The sequence below is a fragment of the Halomonas sp. SIMBA_159 genome (assembly GCF_046536035.1).
GTDB classification, from domain to species: domain Bacteria; phylum Pseudomonadota; class Gammaproteobacteria; order Pseudomonadales; family Halomonadaceae; genus Vreelandella; species Vreelandella venusta_A.
The window spans coordinates 1-272 of the sequence record NZ_JAWJBT010000582.1; the positions used below are offsets into that span (position 1 = coordinate 1).

The 272-nt window shown below is 52.6% G+C and carries 1 protein-coding gene; it reads right to left on the reverse strand.

The genetic code is table 11. The features are described 5' to 3' along the window. Positions 1-272 (reverse strand): thiamine pyrophosphate-dependent enzyme (locus R0J87_RS20545; protein WP_498888566.1); only part of this gene is annotated, 272 nt, incomplete at its 3' end.

The following is a 272-nucleotide window of genomic DNA, read 5'->3' on the forward strand; positions in this document are numbered from 1 at the left end:
CTGCGCACATAGTCTGCAGCCCGACGACTGACATGATAAGCCTGCGCCAAATCACGGCTGTCTGCAGCGAAATACTTCAGCGCGGGCCGGTCGGCTAAGTCCTGTTCTATCCAGCCGCTTGGCGTGGGTGTCGAAATACCCAGGCCATTATCCTCACAAACAAATAATATGGGCACAGGCACTTGCTGATAAGCAGCCCAACACGCTGAGTTTATAGCACCTTGTGCCGTTGAATGATTTGCCGACGCATCACCAAAGCTGCAAAGTACTAT